This window comes from Streptomyces gottesmaniae (genome assembly GCF_031845845.1).
Lineage (GTDB): Bacteria > Actinomycetota > Actinomycetes > Streptomycetales > Streptomycetaceae > Streptomyces > Streptomyces akebiae.
In genome coordinates this window covers 88,215-110,224 of the sequence record NZ_JAVRFJ010000001.1, presented here as the reverse complement: position 1 = coordinate 110,224, position 22,010 = coordinate 88,215, and the positions used below count along the sequence as shown (strand labels likewise).

At 72.4% G+C, this 22,010-nt stretch carries 19 protein-coding genes; 14 read left to right on the top strand and 5 right to left on the bottom strand.

Going from position 1 to position 22,010, the window contains the following annotated elements; genetic code table 11:
• Positions 1 to 79 precede the first annotated feature (79 nt).
• On the top strand, positions 80 to 1,327 hold the full coding sequence (locus RM704_RS00445) for a DUF4032 domain-containing protein (protein WP_033528664.1): 1,248 nt from the start codon (positions 80 to 82) through the stop codon (positions 1,325 to 1,327).
• Between the two features lie 55 nt (positions 1,328 to 1,382).
• Here RM704_RS00445 and RM704_RS00440 read toward each other — a convergent pair whose 3' ends face one another.
• Entirely contained in the window at positions 1,383 to 2,255 is an 873-nt protein-coding gene (locus tag RM704_RS00440) for a universal stress protein (RefSeq protein WP_033528663.1), read from the bottom strand.
• Between the two features lie 57 nt (positions 2,256 to 2,312).
• Between RM704_RS00440 and RM704_RS00435 the strand changes: the two genes are divergently transcribed.
• The 7 genes from RM704_RS00435 (at position 2,313) to RM704_RS00405 (ending at position 10,172) form a co-directional block, all read left to right on the top strand.
• On the top strand, positions 2,313 to 2,669 hold the full coding sequence (locus RM704_RS00435) for a VOC family protein (RefSeq protein ID WP_033528662.1): 357 nt from the start codon (positions 2,313 to 2,315) through the stop codon (positions 2,667 to 2,669).
• Between the two features lie 97 nt (positions 2,670 to 2,766).
• Positions 2,767 to 4,443, top strand: coding sequence for an NAD(P)/FAD-dependent oxidoreductase (locus tag RM704_RS00430; protein WP_033528661.1), 1,677 nt, complete (start codon positions 2,767 to 2,769; stop codon positions 4,441 to 4,443).
• Positions 4,444 to 4,462: 19 nt separating this feature from the next.
• Positions 4,463 to 5,983, top strand: coding sequence for an ATP-binding protein (locus RM704_RS00425; protein WP_052146156.1), 1,521 nt, complete (start codon positions 4,463 to 4,465; stop codon positions 5,981 to 5,983).
• Positions 5,980 to 6,330, top strand: coding sequence for a UBP-type zinc finger domain-containing protein (locus tag RM704_RS00420; RefSeq protein WP_033528660.1), 351 nt, complete (start codon positions 5,980 to 5,982; stop codon positions 6,328 to 6,330). The genes RM704_RS00425 and RM704_RS00420 overlap by 4 nt, the downstream gene beginning before the upstream one ends.
• A gap of 189 nt (positions 6,331 to 6,519) precedes the next feature.
• The gene (locus RM704_RS00415; protein WP_033528659.1) at positions 6,520 to 7,737 is read left to right on the top strand and encodes an esterase/lipase family protein; all 1,218 of its coding nucleotides are present in this window, start codon (positions 6,520 to 6,522) and stop codon (positions 7,735 to 7,737) included.
• Between the two features lie 138 nt (positions 7,738 to 7,875).
• On the top strand, positions 7,876 to 8,862 hold the full coding sequence (locus RM704_RS00410; RefSeq protein WP_033528658.1) for a pyridoxal-phosphate dependent enzyme: 987 nt from the start codon (positions 7,876 to 7,878) through the stop codon (positions 8,860 to 8,862).
• An 86-nt stretch (positions 8,863 to 8,948) separates the two neighbouring features.
• Positions 8,949 to 10,172 (top strand): 4-hydroxybenzoate 3-monooxygenase, encoded by a 1,224-nt coding sequence (locus RM704_RS00405; protein WP_033528657.1) that lies wholly within the window; start codon positions 8,949 to 8,951, stop codon positions 10,170 to 10,172.
• Here RM704_RS00405 and RM704_RS00400 read toward each other — a convergent pair.
• Both RM704_RS00400 and RM704_RS00395 read right to left on the bottom strand, forming a co-directional pair.
• Entirely contained in the window at positions 10,166 to 13,396 is a 3,231-nt protein-coding gene (locus tag RM704_RS00400) for an amidohydrolase family protein (protein WP_033528656.1), read from the bottom strand. The genes RM704_RS00405 and RM704_RS00400 overlap by 7 nt on opposite strands.
• Before the next feature lie 120 nt (positions 13,397 to 13,516).
• Positions 13,517 to 14,038 carry a DUF6328 family protein gene (locus tag RM704_RS00395; protein ID WP_033528655.1) on the bottom strand — a complete coding sequence of 174 codons (522 nt, stop codon included), beginning with the start codon at positions 14,036 to 14,038 and terminating at the stop codon, positions 13,517 to 13,519.
• A 146-nt stretch (positions 14,039 to 14,184) separates the two neighbouring features.
• On the opposite strand from RM704_RS00395, the gene RM704_RS00390 reads away from it, so the two are divergent.
• On the top strand, positions 14,185 to 15,897 hold the full coding sequence (locus RM704_RS00390; protein ID WP_052146183.1) for a cholesterol oxidase substrate-binding domain-containing protein: 1,713 nt from the start codon (positions 14,185 to 14,187) through the stop codon (positions 15,895 to 15,897).
• 67 nt (positions 15,898 to 15,964) lie between these two features.
• On the opposite strand, the gene RM704_RS00385 is transcribed toward RM704_RS00390, so the two are convergent.
• Positions 15,965 to 16,792 (bottom strand): DUF1206 domain-containing protein, encoded by an 828-nt coding sequence (locus tag RM704_RS00385; RefSeq protein ID WP_192829706.1) that lies wholly within the window; start codon positions 16,790 to 16,792, stop codon positions 15,965 to 15,967.
• Positions 16,792 to 17,181, bottom strand: coding sequence for a hypothetical protein (locus tag RM704_RS00380; protein WP_033528652.1), 390 nt, complete (start codon positions 17,179 to 17,181; stop codon positions 16,792 to 16,794). Before RM704_RS00380 ends, RM704_RS00385 begins: the two co-directional genes overlap by 1 nt.
• 155 nt (positions 17,182 to 17,336) lie before the next feature.
• Here RM704_RS00380 and RM704_RS00375 point away from each other — a divergent pair, with 155 nt between their 5' ends.
• The 5 genes from RM704_RS00375 to RM704_RS00355 all read left to right on the top strand — a co-directional run bounded on the left by RM704_RS00375 (position 17,337) and on the right by RM704_RS00355 (position 22,009).
• A complete protein-coding gene (locus RM704_RS00375; protein WP_033528651.1) occupies positions 17,337 to 18,260 on the top strand; it encodes a MurR/RpiR family transcriptional regulator in 924 nt (307 codons plus the stop codon).
• Positions 18,261 to 18,535: 275 nt separating this feature from the next.
• On the top strand, positions 18,536 to 18,919 hold the full coding sequence (locus RM704_RS00370; RefSeq protein ID WP_033528650.1) for a hypothetical protein: 384 nt from the start codon (positions 18,536 to 18,538) through the stop codon (positions 18,917 to 18,919).
• A gap of 107 nt (positions 18,920 to 19,026) precedes the next feature.
• A complete protein-coding gene (locus RM704_RS00365; protein ID WP_033528649.1) occupies positions 19,027 to 19,344 on the top strand; it encodes a YkvA family protein in 318 nt (105 codons plus the stop codon).
• A gap of 40 nt (positions 19,345 to 19,384) precedes the next feature.
• Entirely contained in the window at positions 19,385 to 20,761 is a 1,377-nt protein-coding gene (locus RM704_RS00360) for a CAP domain-containing protein (RefSeq protein WP_033528648.1), read from the top strand.
• 129 nt (positions 20,762 to 20,890) lie between these two features.
• Positions 20,891 to 22,009, top strand: coding sequence for a serine hydrolase domain-containing protein (locus RM704_RS00355; protein WP_033528647.1), 1,119 nt, complete (start codon positions 20,891 to 20,893; stop codon positions 22,007 to 22,009).
• The last annotated feature ends 1 nt before the right edge of the window (position 22,010 follow it).

The following is a 22,010-nucleotide window of genomic DNA, read 5'->3' as shown; positions in this document are numbered from 1 at the left end:
GGAGATGCTCCAGGCACCGGCGGGGAGACCGCCTGCCCGAACGCACACCGCACCACCGTGAGACGAAGGCAGAGGACCCATGGCACTGCAGATCAGCGCCACCAACCCGGAACACCCCGCGCTGCTGCTCGAACTGCCGTGGCACCTGCCGCTGGAGGAGTGGCCCCAGCACCACCTCGTGCCGCTCCCCCGCGGCATCTCCCGCCACGTGGTGCGCTACGCCCGCGCCGGCGACGAGGTCGTCGCCGTCAAGGAACTCGCCGAGCGGCCCGCCCTGCGCGAGTACGAACTGCTGCGCGACCTCGACCGGATCGGCATCCCCGCGGTGGACGCACTCGGGGTGGTCACCGGACGTCTCGACGAGGCGGGCGAGCCACTGGAGTCGGTGCTGATCACCCGGCACCTGGGCGGTTCGATGCCGTACCGCTCGATGTTCGAGACGACCATGCGCCCGGCCACCATGCACCGGCTGATGGACGCCCTCGCCGTCCTGCTGGTGCGGCTGCACCTGGCCGGATTCGCGTGGGGCGACTGCTCGTTGTCCAACACGCTGTTCCGGCGGGACGCGGGCGCGTACGCGGCGTATCTGGTGGACGCCGAGACGGGCGATCTGCACGCGCGGCTGAGCTCCGGGCAGCGGGAGTACGACCTCGATCTGGCCCGGGTGAACATCAGCGGCGAGCTGCTGGACCTGGAGGCGTCCGGGGCGCTGCACCCGTCGGTGGACCCGATCGACTTCGGCAACGAGATCTGCTCCCGCTACCACCGGCTGTGGAAGGAGCTGACTCGCAGGTCGGTGTACCCGGCCGGGAAGTACCACTACATCGAGCGCCGGATCCGCCGTCTGAACGACCTGGGTTTCGACGTCGCCGAGATGCAGATCGAGCATGCCGACAACGGCGACACGGTGACCTTCGTGCCCAAGGTCGTCGACGCGGGCCACCACCAGCGGCAGCTGCTGCGCCTGACCGGTCTGGACACCGAGGAGAACCAGGCCCGCAGGCTGCTGAACGACCTGGAGAGCTGGATGGCCACCCAGGACGACTACGCCCCGGGCGATCCCCTCGGCGCCCGCCCCGAGGTGCTGGCCCACCGCTGGGTGCGGGAGGTGTTCCGTCCGACGGTGCGGGCCGTCCCGCTCGAACTGCGCGGCTCGATGGACCCGGCGGAGATCTACCACCAACTCCTCGAACACCGCTGGTACCTGTCCGAGCGGGCCCAGCACGACATCGGCCTGGACACGGCGGTGAAGGACTACATCGACAACGTCCTGCCCACCACCCCACCCCCACTGCCACCGAAGCCGCACAACGACACCACCGACTGAGCCACCCCGCGCGCCCCGGCCACCCGCCGCAGGCGGCAGAGGCCGCCCGCCCGCGTCACCTGTGAGGGACCACCGCCACCGGGCAGCGCGCGTGGTGCAGGACGCCGTGGGCGACCGAGCCGATGCGGGCGCCGACGGCCGTGCGGCGGGCTCGGCGCCCGACGACCATCAGCTGGGCCCGCTGGGCCACGGACAGCAGCACCTGCCCGGCGCTGCCCATCTCGACGTGCTGGACGACCCGTACCTCGGGGAAACGCTCCTGCCACGGCCCCAGCGCGGCGGCCAGCGCCTTCTTCTCGTACGGCTCCAGCCCGCCGGCCTCGTCGAGGAGCTTCAGCGAGCCGGGGCTGTACGCGTACAGCGGGGGCAGCGTCCACGCCCGCACCGCGCGCAGGGAGGCCCCCCGGGCGGCCGCCGTCTCGAACGCGAACCGCAGCACGTCGGCGCTGTCCTCCGGCGTGCCCTGCTGGCCGACGACGACCTCGCGTCCGGCGGCCTCGGCGCTCGGGTTGTCCTCGGCGCGCACGAGCACGACGGGACGCGGTGACCCGACGATCACCTGCTGCCCGACGGAGCCCAGCAGGAAGCCGACCACCGCGCCGTGTCCGCGCGAGCCCAGCACCAGGGTCTCGGCGTGCTCGGCGGCGCCGACCAGCGTGTCGACCGGCGGGCCTTCCACGAGGTCCGTCGTCACCTCCAGCTCCGGGTGCCGCTCGGTGACACCCCGCGCGGCCTCGGCGAGGGCCTGCCCGGCCCACCGCTCCTGTCCGTCCCGGTCCACGGTGATCGCCTCGTGCGGCTCCCACCGCCACGCGTGCACCACCCGCAGCGCCAGGCCCCGGCGTACGGCCTCCCGGCCGGCCCACGCCAGCGCGGCGAGGCTCTCGGGCGTACCGTCCACTGCGGCGGTGATCGGGCGCGTCGTCATCGGCCACCTCTCGGTCGTCACATGGCTGACGGGCCCAGTCTTCACTACGCTCGCCGCATGACCTTGCAGTGGGAGCAGGTGCTGGTGGACGCGGCCGATCCGGTGGCGCTGGGGCGCTGGTGGGCCGAGGCGCTCGGGTGGGTGGTGGTCGACGAGTCGCCCGAGGAGTACGAGATCCGCCCGGCGCCGGACCGTCTCCCCGGCCTCCTGTTCGGACGCAGCCCGGACGTCAAGGACCGCAAGAACCGCCTCCACCTCGATTTCCGCCCCCTCGACCAGGAGGCGGAGGTCACCCGCCTCCTCGCCCTCGGGGCCCGGCACGCGGACATCGGGCAGACCGGCGACGAGCCCTGGGTCGTGCTCCAGGACCCGGAGGGCAACGAGTTCTGCGTCCTGGCCCCGCGCCGGAGCTGACGCCGCTGTCGGTGTCCCGGCAGGTGGCACCGCGGAAACCGCGCGCCGCAGCACGGTCGAACATACGATGGGCCCATTGGTCTCGGGGCGGAGGAGTATGACGCAGGCTGTCGGTCCGGCGCGGAACGTGATCCTGACGGTGGATGACGATCCCGGGGTGTCCCGTGCGGTGGCGCGGGATCTGCGCCGCAGGTACGGCGAGTCGTACCGGATCGTCCGGGCGGAGTCCGGGCGGGCGGCGCTGGAGGCGCTGCGGGAGCTGAAGCTGCGCGGCGACCAGGTGGCGGTGATCCTGGCCGACTACCGGATGCCGGAGATGAACGGCATCGAGTTCCTGGAACAGGCCCTGGACGTCTATCCGGGGGCGCGGCGGGTGCTGCTCACGGCGTACGCCGACACCGGTGCGGCGATCGACGCGATCAACGTCATCGACCTCGACCACTATCTGCTGAAGCCGTGGGACCCGCCGGAGGAGAAGCTCTATCCGGTCCTGGACGACCTGCTCCAGGCCTGGCGGGCCGCCGACCGCGCCTGTGCGGGCACGACGAAGGTGGTCGGACACCGGTGGTCGGCGCGGTCGTCGGGCGTACGGGAGTTCCTGGCGCGCAACCAGGTGCCGTACCGCTGGTTCTCGTCGGACGAGCCGGAGGGGCGGCGGCTGCTCGCGGCGGCCGGCGCGGACGGCGAGCGGCTGCCACTGGTCGTCACCCCGGACGGTACGCCGCTGGTGGCGCCGGAGGACCCGGAGCTGGCGGAGAGGGTGGGGCTGGCGACCACGCCGGCCCAGGAGTTCTACGACCTGGTCGTCATCGGCGGCGGACCGGCCGGGCTGGGCGCGGCCGTGTACGGGGCCTCGGAGGGGCTGCGGACGCTCCTCGTCGAGCGGTCGGCGACCGGCGGGCAGGCGGGCCAGAGTTCACGCATCGAGAACTACCTCGGGTTCCCCGACGGGGTGTCCGGCGGCCAGCTCACCGACCGGGCGCGCCGTCAGGCCACCAAGTTCGGCGCGGAGATCCTCTCGGCCCGCGAGGTGAGCGCCCTGGAAGTGAACGGGTCCGCGCGGACCGTCCGGTTCTCCGACGGTTCGGCGGTCGCCGCGCACAGCGTGATCCTCGCGACCGGCGTGTCGTACCGGCAGCTCGCCGCGCCGGGCTGCGCGGACCTCACCGGCTGCGGGGTGTTCTACGGTTCCGCCCTGACCGAGGCGGCCGGCTGCCAGGGGCACGACGTGTACATCGTGGGCGGCGCCAACTCGGCCGGGCAGGCGGCGATGTACCTGTCCCGGGGCGCCAAGTCGGTCACCCTCCTCGTCCGCGGCGACTCGCTCACCGCGTCCATGTCGCACTATCTGATCCAGCAGCTCGCCGAGGCCCCCAACATCTTCGTGCGCCCCGGCACGATCGTGGAGGCCGCGCACGGCACGAACCAGCTGGAGCAGCTGACGCTGAAGGACGTGGCGAGCGGGCGGGAGGAACTCGTCGACGCGCAGTGGCTGTTCGTGTTCATCGGCGCCGAGCCCCACACCGACTGGCTGGAGGGGACCGTGCTCCGCGACGAGCGCGGGTTCATCGTGGCCGGGCCGGACATGACCCCGGACGGGGGCCCGCCGGCGGGCTGGGAGCTGGACCGGCCGCCGTACCACCTGGAGACCAATGTGCCCGGTGTGTTCGTCGCCGGGGACGCGCGGTCGGAGTCCGCGAAGCGGGTCGCGTCGGCCGTGGGAGAGGGAGCGATGGCCGTGATGCTGGTGCACAGGTATCTGGAGCAGTCATGACCGGTGCGGAGGTCTCGTCATGAGCGGGCAGCCGTCGCCGTGCGACCGGGCCGAGCTGGGCCGGCTGTTCCTGTTCGAGAAGCTGGACGACGAGCAGTTGGACCGGCTGTGCCGCGAGGGCCGGGTGGAGCGGTTCGAACCGGGGCATGTCTACCGGGAGGGCGAGCCGGCCACCTGCTTCTTCGTGCTCCTGGAGGGCACGGTGGTGCTGTCACGGCAGGTCGGCGACGACGACGTGGAGGTCAATCGCAGCTCCCAGGTCGGGGTGTACGCGGGCGCCTTCCAGGCGTATCTCGGCGACCAGGCGGACCAGGCCCGCTACAAGGGTTCGATGCGGGTCACGGTTCCCTCCCGCTTCTTCGTCCTCCCGGCGGCCGCCTTCGCCCAGATCATGCGCGACTGGTTCCCCATGGCCGTCCATCTGCTGGAGGGCCTGTTCTTCGGGAGCCAGAACACCCAGCGGACCATCAACCAGCGGGAACGGCTGCTGGCGCTGGGCTCGTTGTCGGCCGGACTGACGCACGAGCTGAACAACCCCGCGGCGGCCGCCGTCCGGGCGACCTCGGCGCTGCGGGAGCGGGTGGCCGGGATGCGGCACAAGCTCGGGGCGATCGCCGCCGGGCCGTACAAGCGGGCCATGCTGGAGTCGCTGGTCGATCTGCAGGAACGCACGGCCGAGCAGGTCGCCAAGGCGACTCCGCTCAGTCCGCTGGAGGCCTCCGACCGAGAGGACGAGCTGACGGACTGGCTCGACGACCACGGTATCTCCGGCGGGTGGCAGCTCGCGCCGAACTTCGTGCAGGCCGGACTCGACACAGCGTGGCTGGAGCAGGTCGCGCGGGCCGTGGACGAGCACACCCTCGAAGGAGCGGTGCGCTGGCTGAACTACACCGTCGAGACCGAGTTGTTGATGAACGAGATCGAGGACTCCACGACCCGCGTCACCCAGCTCGTCGACGCGGCGAAGCAGTACTCGCAGCTCGACCGCGCGCCCTACCAGAACGCCGACGTCCACGAACTCCTCGACAGCACCCTGCTGATGCTGTCCGGGAAGATCGGCGACCGCATCGAGGTGGTGAAGGAGTACGACCGCACGCTGCCGCGCATCCCCGCCTATCCGGGGGAGCTGAACCAGGTGTGGACGAACCTGATCGACAACGCCGTCGCGGCGATCAACGACACGGGCGGTGCGGGCACCCTGACGGTACGGACGGCGCTCGACCACCGGGATCAGGTGCTGGTCGAGTTCCGTGACACCGGTCCCGGCATCCCGGCGGAGATCAAGGGCCGTATCTTCGACCCGTTCTTCACCACCAAGCCGGTCGGACAGGGCACCGGGCTCGGCCTCGACATCTCCTGGCGCATCGTCGTCAACAAGCACCACGGGCACATCGAGGTCCACTCCCGGCCGGGCGAGACCCGCTTCCAGGTCTTCCTGCCCCTGACGGCACCGGCGGCCGACCTGGACCTCAGGCTCGCCGACGATACCGACGACGATGCGGCCCACACCTCCCACACGACGCCCGAGGAGACGGTATGACCCTGCCCGCCGGAATCGATCCGACCGTCCCGCCGAGCGGCGACGGATGCGTGGAGTGCGACGCGGCCGGTGGCTGGTGGTTCCACCTGCGGCGCTGCGCCCAGTGCGGTCACGTCGGCTGCTGCGACTCCTCCCCCGCCCAGCACGCCACCGCCCACGCGGGGGCCACCGGGCACCCCTTCGTCCAGAGCTACGAGCCCGGTGAGTCGTGGTTCTGGAACTACGAGACCGACGAGATGTACGAGTCGGGGCCCGACCTCGCGCCGCCCCTCAGCCGCCCTGCCGACCAGCCGTCCCCGGGCCCCGCGGGCCGCGTCCCGGCGAACTGGACCGAAGCCCTTCGGTGACCGCCCGGATCACGCTCCCCTTCCCCGTCCCCCGTCCCCGTCGCCGTCCTCTGCGTCTGCCCCTGCCCTGCGTCGCGGAATGACTTTCTGGGCCGAACAGGTGAAACGGCCGCGATGGGTGCCTACTGCATCCTTCGCCTGCCGAGTCTGTCCCCGGAGTCATTGTCAGCAGTGTGGAAGGGGACGTTCATGGCCGACAGTCAAGCCGGGAAAGCCAGGAAGGCCGCCGGGTCGATCGGGCTCGTCACCCCGTTAGGCGGGCGGGCCGTCGCACAGGCGCCGGTGGCCGACGAGGAGTGGCAACTCCCAGGCGGCAGCGCCCGGGTGTACTACGGGGAGGGGCACAAGGGGATGGTCCGGCCGGTCGTCCTGGCCGACGGGTTCAACCTCGGGCCGAGTGACTTCGACTGGCTCTGGGACGCGCTGGAGAACGGGCGGTACCCGTTCATCAGCGAGCTTCGGCGCCGTGGACGCACCCTCGTCCTCGTCGGATTCGACGAGCGCAGCGAGTCGATCCTGCGGAACGCCGAGACGGTGACCGCCGCAATCCTGCGGACCGTCGCCGAGCAACTGGGCGACACCCGGCTGCTCGCCGGCGGGTTCAGCATGGGCGGCATCGTCACCCGGTACGCGCTGGCGAAGATGGAGATGCAGCGCATGGACCACCGGGTCGGCGTCTACCTGTCGTACGACAGCCCGCACCGGGGGGCGTGGGTGCCGATCGGGCTGCAGGCGTTCGCGCACTACCTCGCCCAGGCCGGTGACGACACCTATCTGCGGCAGATCGGCAGCCCGGCCTCGCAGCAGATGCTCTGGCGCTACCTGGACGCCCTCGACGGCACAGCCCAGGAGAGCCCGCTGCGGACGGAGTTCAAGCAGCGGCTGGAACAGGTCGGCGGATGGCCCCGCATTCCGAGGCTGCTCGGCGTGTCCAGCGGACGGGGCGACGGCGTGGGCAACGGCGTGCGGGCCGGGGCGAAGACGCTGAGCTGTGCGGGGCCGCTCTTCGACGGCACGCACTTCCTCGCCCAACAGCAGGGCGACCCGGCGGAAGTGGCCGTACTGAACGGCGTCCTCGGCGGCCCGCACACGATCACCACCGGCGGCTTCCCCGAACTGGACGGGGCGCCGGGCGGAACCCTCGAATCGTTCGGCCTCGTCGGTGACGTGCTCACCTCCTTCGGCGAGAACGTGGACCTGGCCCACCGGTCGGTGTGCTTCGTGCCGTCCGTCAGCGCGGTCTGCGTCCGCGACCTGGACCGGCAGGAGGACCTGTACGTCGACATCCACGAGCTGCCGCCGGACGAGTCCGAGCTCGACGACTTCGTGCTCTCCGCCGAGAACGATCCGCACGCCGTCATGACGGCCGAACTCGGCGAGTGGATCCTCGACCGCCTGCCCGACTGAGCGCGGCCTCGGCGGCAGGCACCCGATCGGGTCGGGTGCCGGCCGCCGCTTGACCTCCGGGCTCCGCTCGATCAAGGTCGGAATGCGGACGGCCGGGGCCCCGGCCGTCGCCGGGGCATCGAGAACGAGGTGGACAGGTTGATCGGGATCTCCGAGATCCGGGACGCGGCCGCGAGCATCGCCGGGCATGTCGTACGGACACCGACCGTGGCGAGCCCGGGACTGTCCGCGCTCCTCGGCGCCCCGGTGACCACGAAGCTGGAACTGCTGCAGCGGACCGGCTCGTTCAAGGCCCGCGGTGCGACGGCGAAGCTGCTGACGCTGACGGACGCCGAGCGGGCGGCCGGGGTCGTGGCGGTCAGCGGGGGCAACCACGGCATCGCGCTGGCGCACATGGCCGCCGCGCTGCACATCAAGGCGACCGTGGTGATGTCCCGCTCCGCGCCCCGGCGGGCCGTGGACCTCGTCGAGGCCGCCGGTGCCTCGCTGCGGCTCACCGACGGGATGGCGGAGGCGTTCGCGCTCACCGAGCGGCTCCGGTCGGAGGGCCTCACCCTCGTCCACCCGTTCGACGACCCGTGGGTGATCGCCGGTCAGGGCACCGTGGGCCTGGAGTTCGCCGAGGACCTGGCGAACTCCGGGGCGACGGCGGACACCGGCACGCCCACGGACGTGCTCGTCAGCATCGGTGGCGGCGGCCTCGTCGCCGGTGTCGCCGCCGCCTTCAAGGCCCTGCTGCCGGGCGTCCGCGTCTGGGGCGTGGAGACCGTCGGCGCCACGGCCATGACCGAGGCGATCGCGGCCGGCGGCCCCGTGACCGTCCCGCTCTCCTCCGTCGTCACCACCCTCAGCGCGCCCTCCGTCTCCCGGCTCACCTACGACCATGCGGCCGCCCTCGTCGAGGACGTCCTCGTGGTCTCCGACGCCGAGGCGGTGCGCGGGGTCCTCGACTTCGCCGAGCACGGCAAGGTGTGGACGGAACCGGCCGCCGGCTGTCTGCTGCCCGCCGCCCGGCAGGTCCTCGAACGCGTCGGCGACGGCGCCCGGTTGGGCCTCGTGGTCTGCGGCGGCAACGCCACGACGGCCGACATCACGGAGTGGGCGCGCCGCTTCGAGGTGCGCTGACCCGGCACCGCTGGCCCCAACGCCCGTGTCCCGCCCATCACTTGAGGTCGCTCACCGGCCACCCGGTCACCCGGCATAATGCTCGGGTGACCACCCCCACCCCCCTCCCGGGCACGACTCCGCCCGAGCGCACCCCCGTCGTCATCGTCGGCGCCGGACCGGCCGGGCTCACCGTCGGCAACATCCTGCGCGCCGCCTCCGTGGACTGTGTGGTGCTGGAGACCGAGAGCCGAGAGTTCATCGAGCGGCGCCCCCGGGCCGGGTTCCTGGAGGAGTGGGCGGTGCGTGCGCTCCAACGGCGCGGACTGGCCGACCGGCTCGTGGAACGGGCCCCGGTGCACACGGAGTTCGAGTTCCGTTTCGCCGGTGAGCGGCAGCGGTTCCCGTACACGGAGATCACCGGTCACCACCACTACGTCTACCCCCAGCCGCTGCTGGTGACGGACCTGGTCGGGGAGTACGCGGACGTCCGGGGCGGCGACATCCGGTTCGGTGTGCGCGAGGTCGAGCTGCACGACGTCGACGGCGAGCGCCCGTCCGTGTCGTACCTGGACCCGGCGACCGGTGAACGGCACGTCCTCGTCTGCGAGTTCGTCGCCGGCTGTGACGGAGCCCGTGGTGTCACCCGGACCGCGTTGCCGGCCGAGCACGCCACGGTCGCCCGGCACGACCACGGCGTCGGGTGGCTGGCGCTGCTCGCCGAGGCACCCCCGTCGTCCGACTGCGTCGTGCTGGGTGTGCATCCCCGTGGCTTCGCCGGGCACATGGCGCGCAGCCCCGAGGTCACCCGCTACTACCTGGAGGTCCCGGCCGGCGACGACCCGGCGAACTGGCCGGACGACCGGGTCTGGTCCGAGCTGCACACCCGCCTCGCGGCGCCCGGCGCCCGACCGCTCGCCGAGGGCCCGTTGGTCGAGAAGCGGGTGCTCGACATGCACGACTACGTCACCGAGCCGATGGCGTACGGCCGCCTGTACCTGGCCGGTGACGCCGCGCACCTCGTCGCGCCCATCGCCGCGAAGGGCATGAACCTGGCCCTGCACGACTCCCTGCTCCTGGCGGACGCCCTGATCGCCTGGCTGGGCAAGGGCGACGACAGCGGGCTGCGCGGCTACTCGGACGCGTGTCTGCGCCGGGTCTGGGACTACCAGGAGTTCTCGCAGTGGCTGGCGGAGCTGCTGCACGGGCCGTCGTCCGGTGACCCGTTCCGGGCAGGCGCCGCCACCGCGAGGCTCCGCCGTGTGCTCGGCTCCCCCGCCGCCGCGTCGACCTTCGCGGAACTGTTCATCGGCAAGGGCACCGATCACTGACCTCCGTGGCCGTCGTGGCAGCAGCCGTCGCGGCGCATCAACCGGCCGACCTCCAACCAGTCCTCCTCCGTCCCGGCGGCCTTCGCACGTGGGGCGGCGGGCCGGTACGCGGCCACCAACTCCTCGGTGGTGTAAGGCGTTCCGCCCCGCAGGACCGACGTCGTGCGGACGAGGTCGGCGAAGTCCGTGAAGGGGTCGCCGTCGACGATCGTCAGGTCGGCGAGCTTGCCCGTCTCGACCGTGCCGAGGTCGTCGTCGAGGCCGAAGAGGCGGGCCGGGAGGGCGGTCGCGGTGCGCAGGGTCTCGGCCGGGGTGAGGCCGCCGGCGTGCAGGGCGCGCAGGGCCAGGTGGAGGAAGAGACCCACAGGGCCGAGCGGCTGGTCGGTACCGAGGGCGACGATGCCGCCGGCCGCGAGGATCCGCCGGTAGATGTCGGTCTCGGTGCGCAGCGCGGCGAGTTGGGCGGGGGTCGGCGGGACGCCCGCGCCCTGTCGGACGACGGCGGCGTCCCAGGGCGGCATGACGACCGTGACCCGGGGGTCGTCGGCCAGCGCCTGGTCGGCGCCCATGAGGGGTGCGGCCGTGAAGGGGGTGGCGATCAGGGAGAAGTCCACGCCCTGCCCGGTGTAGATCTCCACCACGTCCTCGTAGGCGCGTCCGCTCGCGGTGATGGCGTGGCCGAACTCCGCGCGCTGGGTGGCCTGGAGATGGGTCGTCAGATCCTGGCCGAGCTGGACGCCCGGGGAGAGCAGGTGGCCGCCGGTGCGTACGCCGAGGCGTTCGTGGGCGAAGCGCGCGGCCTCGCTCATCACCCAACCGGGGGCCCGCACATAGGTCTTGACGAAGTCCCAGTCGAGCGCCTCGGCTCGTTCGAGGGTGCGGCGCAGTCCGGCCTTCGTACGGTGGGCGCGTCCCATGCTGTACGCGACCCGGGCGCCGTCGAGGAGTTCGCCGGTCGTGAGGAGCCGGGGACCGGCGAGTCGGCCGGCGTTCACCTCCTCGCGGATGCGGGCCTGTTCGTGGGCGAAGCCGCCCAGGGAGACGGCGGTGGTGACACCGTAGGTGAGCTGTGCGGTGGCCTGGCGACTGCCGTAGGTGCTCTGCCAGGGGTGGGTGTGGCTGTCCCACAGGCCGGGGATCACGGTGTGCGCGGAGGCGTCGACCCGGCGGAGCGCGGCGCGGCGGTTGCCGCGATGCGGTTCGACGGCGGTGATGCGGCCGCCGCGTACGACGATGTCGACGTCGTCGCGGACCGTCTCGCCGGTGCCGTCCCACAGGCGCCCGGCGTGGACGACGGTGTCGGCGGGGGTGGGCCGGGTGCGGTCGAGCGGCACCCGGACGGTGCGGGCGTGGTCGCCGGAGACGTCGATCAGGCGGAGCCGGGTGCCGGACTGGTAGAGCAGGGTCCCGGAGTCGCCGGACCAGGTGGGGTGGTCGGCGGGTTCGGTGGTGAGGGTGCGGAGCGTGCCGCGCGGGGTGCCGTCGGGGGTGACGGGCAGCAGGCACAGGGCGGACTCGACGATCACGGCCATCCAGCGTCCGTCGGGTGACCAGACGGGCCCGGAGTCGTAGCGGTCGGCTAGGGAGGTGTGGGGCGCGACCGCGTGCAGCCGGTCGGCGCCGGTCGTGGCGTCGACGATCCGGATCAGGTTGTAGCCCTCCCGGAAGCGGGCGCCCAGACGGTTGCGATCGCACAGTGCGAGGTACCGGCCGTCGGGCGACCAGCTCGGCCTGCCGGGGATTCCGCCCCCGCCGAGCGGTGCCACGAGGACGCGCTCCGCACCGCTCGCCAGGTCCCGTACGACGAGCCGGCCGGCCATGTCGAGGCACGCGAGCCGCTCGCCGTCGGGCGAGAGCGCGGGCATGACCCGGCCGCCGGTCGCGAGGGCGGTCTCCTCGCCGGTGGCCGGATCGTGTCGGTACACGCCGAGCAGGCCGTCTCGGTCGTCGGCGTAGACGAGCGATCGTCCGTCGGGGGCCCAGGAGGGCGCGAGCAGGGTGCGGGTGGGCGGCGACCGGCGCAGCCTCTTCGGTCGGCGGCCGCCCGAAGTGCCGGCCAGCCAGATGGAGTTGAGGGCGGCGAAGGCGATGCGGCGGCCGTCCGGCGACAGGGCGGGCAGGTGGATGCCCCGGACGGGACGCGCCCGCTCCTCCCCGAGGTCGTACTCCTTGACCCGGTAGCGCGGCCGGTCCACCGGGAGCACGCCCTCGAAGGGGATGTCCTCCGCCCGTGCGGGATCCTCGGGTCGTACGAGGCTGAACCTGCCGTCCAGGGTGAGCAGCAGTCGGCCGTCGGCCGTCCAGCGGGGTGGCACGGGCGCGAGGTCACCGTCGACCGGGACGGGCCGCCCGGCGACGACGAGGGTGCAGGAGCCGTTGGGGGAGGCCGTGGTGCGCAGGTGGGCCAGTCGGCCGTCGGCGGCGAGGGCGGGGGTCATGACCTGGGCGGCGGCGGTCTCGGTGTGCTCGACGGTCACCGCGCCGGTGCCGTCGGCGGCCACGGCGGCGACCGTGCGGGCCTCGACGGTCGGTGTGGTGCCGGAGACGACGACCTTGCCCCGCACGAACAGCAGCCGGGTGCCGTCCGGTGACCAGGTGGGGTCGAAGTCCTCCCACGGGCCGTCCTGGAGGGGGCCGTCCTGTTCGGGCAGGCCGGTCACGGGGGTGATGGCGCCGGTGCCGAGGTGCAGGACGTGGATGCGGTACGGGCTTCCGCCGGAGGGGGCGTCGGGGTCGCCGCCGCGTTCGGAGCCGAAGGCGAGCCGGGTGCCGTCGGGCGACCAGGCCGGTGCCCGGTCGTCCCAGGGGCCGTCGGTGCGCTGCCTCAGGTCGGAGCCGTCGGGGCGCATGGTCCACAAGTGGAAGCCGCCGCCCTGGTAGGCGCAGAACGCGACGAGGTCGCCTGCCGGGGAGTACACGGGCCGGTTGGGTTCGAGGCCCGCCGGGGTGAGGGGGACCGCCTTGCCGCCACCGCGCGGAAGCGACCACAGGCCGCTCTGGATCTCGGCGATCAGTGTGTCGCCGGCGGGTGCGAGGGTCGCCGAGCCGTTGGTGGCTCGGGTGAAGGTGAGGGAGAGGCCGGCACCGGCGGTACGGGGCCGGGCGGCGGCGGCTGCGGCCGGGCCGACCGTACCGAGGACAGCGGCGGCACCCGTGGCACCGGTGGCGGCGAGGAGTCGGCGGCGGGTCAGGGGTGGGGTGGGACGACTCTGGTCACGGTCCATGACAGGGCACGCTCGCGCACCGCACGGCCCACGGGCAACACCGCCATTCACGCCATCGGGGACGTCACCCGCGGGTGTGACGGCGCCCGGCCTCACCCGTCGGCGTGCGGGCGGCGGCTGTCACCGGCCGGGGGGCCGGCGCGCCGGGGGTGCGTCGCCGGCGTGGCGGCGGCGGATCCAGGCCGGGAGCGCGAACCAGCACAGCAGGTACCAGAGGACCACACAGCCGACGAGCCACGGCACGTACCCGTCGTGGGTGGCCACGCGCAGGATCAGCAGCAGTGCCGCCGTCATCGTGGCGAGGAGCAGGATCAGACCGACGACGGTCAGTCTGCTCGCCCACTCCACGGCGGCCGGCTTGATGCGGCGGCCGGCGACGATCCGGTGGAAGGAGACGGGGCCGATCAGGGCGCCGGTGGCGGCGGCGCCGAGGACGACCGTGACGATGTAGATGGTCTTCTCGGTCTGCGGCAGACTGTCGTAGCGCGGGGTGAAGACGACGGTGAGCAGGAAACCGAACAGGATCTGCACACCGGTCTGGGCGACCCGCACCTCCTGGATGAGTTCGCTCCAGCGGCGGTCCGCCCGCTCGTCCTCGGTCTCGTCGCGGCCTCGGTCCTGGTTGCCGTGCACCTCGGTCACAGGTCCTCCCGGTCGGTCGATGTCCCCGTCCCCGCATGGTGCCGTGGCCTCGCCGAACAGGCACGCCCCCTCACATCTTCACTCACACGAGTGAATCCGGTAGACGGATCGGTCACGTGTGTCATTTCCAGCCTAGCGTGATCACCGTGACCGACTCCTCAGCACCGTCCCGCCGGGGGTTTCTCCTCGGCACCGCCGCGCTCGCCCTCACCCCGCAGCTCGTCCGCCAGGACCCGGCCGCCGCCGCGGCCGAACTGCCTGGCTTCCCCTCGGACGTCGAGCTGTACAGGTCGGTGTACCGCAACTGGGACGGGGAGATCACCGCGTCCGGACTGTGGGCGTGCGCGCCGGCCGATGCGGAGCAGGTGGTGGCGGTCGTCAACTGGGCACGGGGGCAGGGCTGGACGGTCCGTGCGCGCGGCTTCTCCCACGGCTGGTCGCCCCTGACGATCACCCCCGACACCGCCGCCGACGCCCCGGTGCTGCTCGTCGACACGACGACGCACCTCACCGCCATGACGCTGGAGTCCATCGACCCGGCGGCCGTGCGGGTGGGCTCCGGCGCCTCACTGGAAGGACTGCTGACCTTCCTGGAGGGTCACGGCCTCGGTGTGACCGCCTGCCCCGCGCCCGGCGACCTCTCGATCGGCGGCGCCCTCGCCGTCGACGCGCACGGCACGGCGGTGCCGGCGGTCGGGGAGACCCGGCCGCCCGGTCACACGTACGGCTCGCTCAGCAATCTCGTCCTGTCGCTGACGGCGGTGGTGTGGGACGCCGACAGCGACGCGTACGTCCTGCGGACGTACGGGCGGGACGACGCGGACGGGGCGGCGCTGCTCACCCATGTCGGCCGGGCGCTGGTCACCGAGGTCGTGCTGCGCGTCGGGACCAACGCCAACCTGCGGTGTCTGAGCAGGACCGACATCCCCGCCGGGGAGCTGTTCGCCGCACCCGGCAGCGGCGGGCGTACCTTCGCGAGCTTCCTGGACGAGGCGGGGCGCCTGGAGGCGATCTGGTTCGCGTTCACCGAGTTCCCGTGGTTCAAGGTGTGGAGCGTCGAGCCGACCCGCCCGCTCACCTCACGGCACGTGACCTCGCCGTACAACTACCCCTTCTCGGACAACGTGCCGACCGTGGTCGCCGACCTCGTCGGACGGATGGTGTCCGACGGCGCCTGGTATCTCGCGCCGGTGCTGGGCAAGGCCCAGCTGACCACGGCTTCGCTGGGGCTGACGACCACGTTCTCGGCGGACATCTGGGGCCCGTCCAAGAACACGCTGCTCTATCTGAAGCCGACGACCCTGCGGGTGACGGCCAACGGGTACGCGGTGCTCACCTCACGGGACCAGGTGCAGCGTGTGGTCTCCGAGTTCGCGACGTTCTACCGGGAGCGGCTCGCCGCGTACGCGGCCCGGGGGCGGTTCCCCGTCAACGGGTCGGTGGAGATCCGGGTGACCGGCCTCGACGATCCGGCGGACGTCGGGGTGGCCGGCGCGCGTGCCCCGCTGCTGTCGGCCCTGCGGCCGCGCGCCGACCGGCCCGAGTGGGACACCGCCGTGTGGCTGGACGTGCTGACGCTGCCGGGGACGCCGGACGCCGAGGCGTTCTTCCGCGAGCTGGAGCGTTCCCTGCTCGCCACGTACGACGGCGGCCACGCCCTCACCCGGGTCGAGTGGTCCAAGGGCTGGGCCTACACGGACGAGGCCGCCTGGAGCGACGAGGAGGTGCTCGGCACCGTCGTACCGGAGTCCTTCGACGACGGCGCGGGGCCGGGCTGGGCCGGCGCGAGAGAGGTCCTGGACCGCCTCGACCCGCATCGGGTCTACGGGAACGCCTTCCTCGACCGGCTGTTCCCGTAAGCACATACGACGGCCGGCCGGAGGTACCGTGTCGCGCTCTCCGGCCGGCCCGGCCCCCCGGCGGGCCTCACACCTTGCGCCAGCGCGCCATGGCGAACGAGAACAGCCCGAACAGCACCAGTCCGACCGCGACACAGGCCAGCAGCACCGGACCCGCGGGGGTGTCGGCGAAGGAGCGGAGGGTGTCGTCGAGGCCCTTGGCCTTGTCGGGTTCGTACGCGATCGCGGCGCGGAGGGCGAAGACACCGACCGCGGCGAACAGCAGGCCCCGGGCGACGCCGCCGCCCACCCCGGTGATGTCGACGAGGCGGCGCGTCCGCCGTGACATCTCGCCGAGCCTGAGGTGCTTGTGGTACGAGCGCATCGCGGCCCGTACACCGATCCAGCCGCCGGCGGCGATCACACCGACCCCCGCCGCACCCACGAGCCACTGGCCGCCGGGGAGTTCGAGCGCGCGGGCCGTCACGTCCCGGGACTGCTCGTCGCCGGAGCCACCGCCGCCTCCCCCGCTGCTCCCGCCCGCCGCGAAGTTCAGCACCGAGTAGGCGACGAAGGCGTAGAAGACGAAGCGCGCGGCGGACGCGAGCCGCTTGGTCCACTTGCGGCCGTCGGGACCCGCCGCCCCGAACACGGCCTCCGACAGCCGCCACAGCGCCATGCCCACCAGGCCGATGCCCAGGGCCCACAGCATCACGGAGCCCAGCGGCTGCTCGGAGATCTGCTCCAGCGCGCCCTGCCGGTCCGCCTGTTCCGAACTGCCGTCGAAGGCGATCTGCAGGGCCAGTGCCCCGACCAGCAGATAGATGACGCCCCGCGCGGTCAGTCCCGCGCGGGCCGCGCCCTCGGTCACCGAACCTCGTGCAGCGCGGCCGGTCCCCACCCCGAGAGTCGTCATCAGCCGCGCCCCTCCCGACCCTCGACCCGCAGCTGGAGCTGGACCTCCTGGTCACCGGCCTCCACGCCGACCTGACGCACGCGGTACTCCTCCTCCAGGGCGGATCGCAGCAGCCGCACGGCCGGCGGACTGCCCTGGACCTCGACCGTCACGGGCGCGGTCGGCGGCTCGGGCTGCCGGCCGGCGCCGGTGGAGACGGCGGCGGCCGTGTCGTACATGCCGGTCCACATCGTGGGCCGGTCGGTGCCGGTCTCGTGCGGCGGGTCGTCGGGGCGCCGGTCCGACTCGAAGTGGGCACGCAGGCAGGCGAAGACACGTTCGGCGTCCTGGGCGGAGCAGTCGCAGAGCACGACCTCCACCTGGGACACGGGCAGACTGGGCAGGGTCACGAGTCTTCTCCCTCGGGTGAGCGACAGGGTGCGGGTACCCCGGGTACCCCCATGGTGTGCCCGAAACAGGGTTCTCGCAGGTCGCGGGATCCGCCCGGGCCCGCGCGGGCCGTGGGCTATGTTGAGTGCTCGTGGGAGACGAAGGAGGCGCGCGGGTGCCATCGCCGCAGCAGGCACGTGCGCAGGCATCAGCGATCACGTCGGGGCGGACCGCCCCGGAGACCGAGCAGTCGCCCACGTCCCGGCTGAGGGAATTGTTCGACGGTCCCCGGCTCTCCCCGGGGCAGCGGCGGATCGCCCAGTACCTGATCGAGCACATCACCGAGGCCGCGTTCCTGTCGATCACGGACCTCGCGGAGCGGGTCGGCGTGAGCCAGCCCTCGGTGACCCGGTTCGCGGCGGCCGTCGGCTTCAGCGGCTACCCCGCGCTGCGGGAGCGGCTCCAGGCCATCGCGCTGGCCACCCTCGGCAGCGCCCCGGGCATCTCCGCGGCGGACCGCAGCAACGAGCTGCAGGCCGCGGTGGACGCGGAGATCGAGAACCTGGAGAACCTGCGGCGGGACTTCGCCGACCCCGACCAGGTGATCGAGATCGGCCGCGCCCTGTCCCGCTCGGCCCCGCTGACCGTCCTCGGCCTCAGGATCTCCGGCGCGCTCGCCGAGTACTTCGCGTACGCCGCCCGCCGTATCCACCCCGATGTCCGGCTGGTGACGAAGGGCGGCACGGTCGCCTATGACGCGCTGCTGCAGTCACGTGAGGCGGGCGGCACCTGGGTCCTGGCGTTCTCCATGCCCCGGCACGCGCAGGAGACCCTGACCGCGCTGCGGGTCGCCCACGGTGCCGGGCTCAAGGTGGCGCTGGTGACCGATCTGGCACTCGGGCCGCTCGCGGACGAGGCGGACGCCGTCTTCGCCACCGGCACCGGCTCACGCCTGGTCTTCGACTCCTACGCGGCGCCCGTGATGATGTCCTCGGCCCTGCTCCAGGCCATGACCGACGCCGACCCCGAGCGCACCCAGGCCCGACTGGAGGCGTACGAGCAGGTCTCGGAGCAGCACCAGTTCTTCTTGCGGGACTGATCCCGTTCGCCCCATCTGGTCAGGACAGCACGGGATTATTCACATCTTTCCCGGCATGAATTTTTTCATGTCCTTGCAAACTCATGGGTATATATAAATACTGCTCCCGGATCGTGGCCCGGGGGAATCCGGGTCACGTCGTCCACCCGGGTCCGTCCGCTCCTACCCGCCACGGCGCCCCGGGTGAGGCGGCCCCGGCCATCCCCTAGACCGGGGCCGCCCAGACTCCCACCCGCTGCACCCAATGGCGTCGATGCAAGACCGGAGCGTTGAACATGGCCCTCACCTCCTCGCCCCTCCGCACGGACTGGCCGTGTCAGGTCAAGACACCCGGCAGTTACGACTGGGAGAGGTCGGCGGCCAAGTGGCTGCGCGAGCTGGTGCCGGCCCGTTACGGCACCTACCCGGCGATGATGCGCCACCCCGTGCTGCTCGCCCGCCACGCACAGATCCAGGTGCAGCACGAGATCCGCGTCGCCCGCACCGCCCTGCAGACCGCCCGCTCCGAGCTGCCCAGCCTCGGCATGTCCGAGTCGGTCATCGAGCACACCATCAAGATGTACGCCGCCGAGGTCATGCAGCTGAACCACATGGCCCGCTCGATCCGGGCCGTCAGTCAGGCGCTCGTCGACCACAATCTGGCCCGCGCCGCGCACTGACCCGTCCCGCCCCCGCGCGCCGCGGTACACGGCGCCGCCGGAGGGAAGACGATGGACAGGCACCGGCCGGGCGGACCGCCCGGCCGGCCGACGAAGGGGCGGGACCGATGGATTCCTGGACGTGGGTGATCGTCGCGGTCGCGGTGGTCGCGGCCGCGCTTCTCGGAGCGGCCGTCTGGCTGCTCCTCCGGCTCGTCCGCACCCGGCGCGAGCTGCGCCGGGCCGGACTGCCCACCGGCCCCAAGTGGGTCTTCTGGGGAGCCGTCCTCTATCTCGTCCTGCCGACCGACCTGGTGCCGGACCCGGTCTACCTGGACGACATCGGCGTCCTCCTGCTGGCGATCAGGTCCATGCGCTCCGGCCGCCAGGACACCCTGGCCGCCATGGAGCGGCAGGAGGGCACGGGAACCGCCCTGCGGGGATGAGACGTTGTCGGGCTGACGGTCACTGCGACGGACGGCGCCGATGAACGAGCTGGTACCCGGGGGCAACGCCCCGCTGCCGAGCGGCACCCTGACGATCAGGGTGCCGGGCCCCTTCGACGTCTCCGCCCTCATCACCGACGACACCGGCAGGGTCCGCGGCGACGCGGACTTCGTCTTCTACAACCAGCCGACGGCCCCGGGCGCCCGGCTGACCGGCGACACGCTGACGGTGGACCCACCGCGCCTGCGCCCCGGCGCCACCCGCCTCACCCTCGCGATCAGCCCGGCGGTCCCCGACACACCGTTGGGCCACCTGCCCGCCCCGACCCTCTTCGTCACGACGGCCGACGGCCGCCCGATCGCCCGCTTCACTCCCCCGAGACCCACCCGCGAGTCCGTACTGCTGTTGGCGGAGCTGTACCGCAAGGGGCAGGTCTGGAAGGTGCGGGCACTGGGACAGGGGTACGCGGACGGCTTGGCGGGCGTGGCGAGGGACTTCGGCGTGGACGTGGTGGAGGAGGAGACACCCGCACGAGCGCCGCTTCAGGGGCGCGGGGCGGCGCCCACCGCCGCTCCGCCGCGTGGGCGCGACAGACCCCCGTCGGCCGGTGCCGTGCGCACCACCACCTCACCGGCCCCCGTCCCGGACGACTTCCTCGCCGTGGCCAACTCCACCAGGGCCGGCGCGGGTTCCCCTCCGGTCACCCTGAGCCCTCGGCTCACCGCGGCGGCCCGGGCCCACGCCACCGCCATGGCCGCGCAGGGACGACTCGCCGCGGAAGGCAGGGACGGCGTCTCCGTCCACCAACGCGTCACCTCCACCGGCTACGCCTACCTCACCATCGGTGAACACCTGGTCTCCGGCCCCCGCACCCCGGCCGAGTTCATGGACCACTGCCTCTCCGACCCGCGGGCCAGGCAGACCCTCTGCGCACCCGCCTGCACCGAGACCGGCCTCGCTCACGCCAGCGATCCGCGCTCGGGAACCGTCTACTGGACGGCGCTCTGGGCCCAGCCCTTCTCCCCGGCCGGCCTCCACCGGACCGCCACCGAAGTCATCGCCCTCACCAACGCCGAGCGAGCCGGGGCCGGCCTCCCGCCGCTCTCCCCCGACCCTCATCTCACCGACGCCGCCCAGGCGCACAGCGCCGACATGGTGGCGCGGGCCTTCTACTCCCACACCTCCCCCGACGGCCGCGAACCCTTGCACCGCGCGGCGGCGGCCGGTTCCACCCGCCGTTCCATCGGGGAGAACATCGCGTGCGGCCAGCGCTCCGCCGCGGAGGTGGTACGCGGCTGGATGAACAGCCCCGGCCACCGGGCCAACATCCTCAAACCCGGCTTCACCCATATAGGTATCGGTTTCGCCGGAGGCGGCGCGGCCGGCACCTACTGGACCCAGTTGTTCGGCGGCTGAAACCGATCTCCCGAACTGTCCCTCTTTCGAGTCGCTCAACTCGCGCCCACACCTGGCTACTTGACTCTCCGTTACCACTCGACTCCAATGCACCCTGTCGATGACGGCAGGCGACAGGAGACGAATCAGATGGTTTCGAGAACGGTGGGCACGGGTGGCGTGGCGGCGCTGGGCGCGGTCGTGCTGTCGTTGCTGACGGTCCCCGCCCACGCGGCCCCGACGGCGGGGCCCGATACGACCGAGCTGCGAAAAACGCTGCGCACGGCGCTGTCGCAGGGGGCGCCGGGCGCGTTCGCGAGGATCGACGACAACGGCAAGGTGCACCACCTCGCGGAGGGTGTCGCGGACCGGTCCACCAAGCGGGCCCTCGGCACCGGCGACCGCATCCGGGTCGGCAGCGTCACCAAGACGTTCACGGCGGTGGTCCTTCTCCAACTGGTCGACGAGGGCAAGATCAAGCTCGACACCTCCGTCAACACGTACCTGCCGGGGCTGCTGCCCGACAAGAAGATCACCGTGCGCCATGTGCTCAGCCACCGCAGCGGGCTGTACGACTACGCCAACACCCTCTTCTCCCCCAGCGTGGCGGGGTTCGAGAAGGTGCGGAACAAGGTGTTCACCTACCGTCAGCTGATGGACCTGTCGCTCGCCGAGCCGCTCACCAACAAGCCGGGCGCGTCCTACGCGTACTCGAACGCCAACTTCGTGGTCGCGGGCATGCTCATCGAGAAGATCACCAAGAAGCCGGTGGCGACCGCGTACCAGGACCGCGTCATCAAGCCGCTGAAGCTGGCGGACACGTTCTACGTCCACCCGAAGAACACGATCCCCGGCACGCACTCGCGCGGTTACATGACCGCCGACTCCACCGGGAAGAAGATCGACTCGACACAGCAGACGACGTCGTGGGCGCAGAGCGCGGGTGGCCTGGTGTCCGGCGCCAAGGACCTGAACAAGTTCATGTCCGCGCTGGTGCAGGGCAAGCTCACCTCGGCGGCCGGGCTGAAGGAGATGCTGAAGTGGACCCCGGTGAACAGCACCCAGGCGTACGGGCTGGGGCTGCGCAGGCGCGACCTGTCCTGCGGGGTCTCGGTGTACGGGCACACGGGGACGGTGCAGGGCTACTACACCTGGGCGTTCACCTCGAAGAACGGCAAGCGCAGTGTGACCTCGTTCGCCAACACGTCCAACAACTCCACCGTCTACGCGACGGTGAACCGCACGCTGGAGTCCACGTTCTGCGGCTGAC